Below are 225 nucleotides of genomic sequence, written 5' to 3'. Positions count from 1 at the left end.
AAGAGCTTAACGGCCGTGTTCGGCATGGGAACGGGTGTGACCTCTTCGCTATTGCCACCGGACTATTTGACTTCCAAACACCTAGGTGCTTGTTGTCATTTAGAAAGAAATGATTCCTTCAAAACTAAATCGTGCTCCACACTGTCTTTACACCAAATTGGATAAGTCCTCGACCGATTAGTATCTGTCCGCTCCATGTGTCGCCACACTTCCACTCCAGACCTA

1 rRNA gene is annotated in these 225 nt (G+C 47.1%); it reads right to left on the bottom strand.

From position 1 onward, the window contains the following. Positions 1 to 62 (bottom strand): 5S ribosomal RNA (rrf, locus tag JNO66_RS20400); the annotation flags it as partial. Positions 63 to 225 lie beyond the last annotated feature (163 nt).

Origin of the sequence: Alkalicoccobacillus gibsonii (assembly GCF_016798245.1) — a bacterium.
GTDB lineage: Bacteria > Bacillota > Bacilli > Bacillales > Bacillaceae_D > Alkalicoccobacillus > Alkalicoccobacillus gibsonii.
Note: the sequence above shows the minus strand (reverse complement) of the source record. Positions and strands in the feature narration are given on the sequence as shown.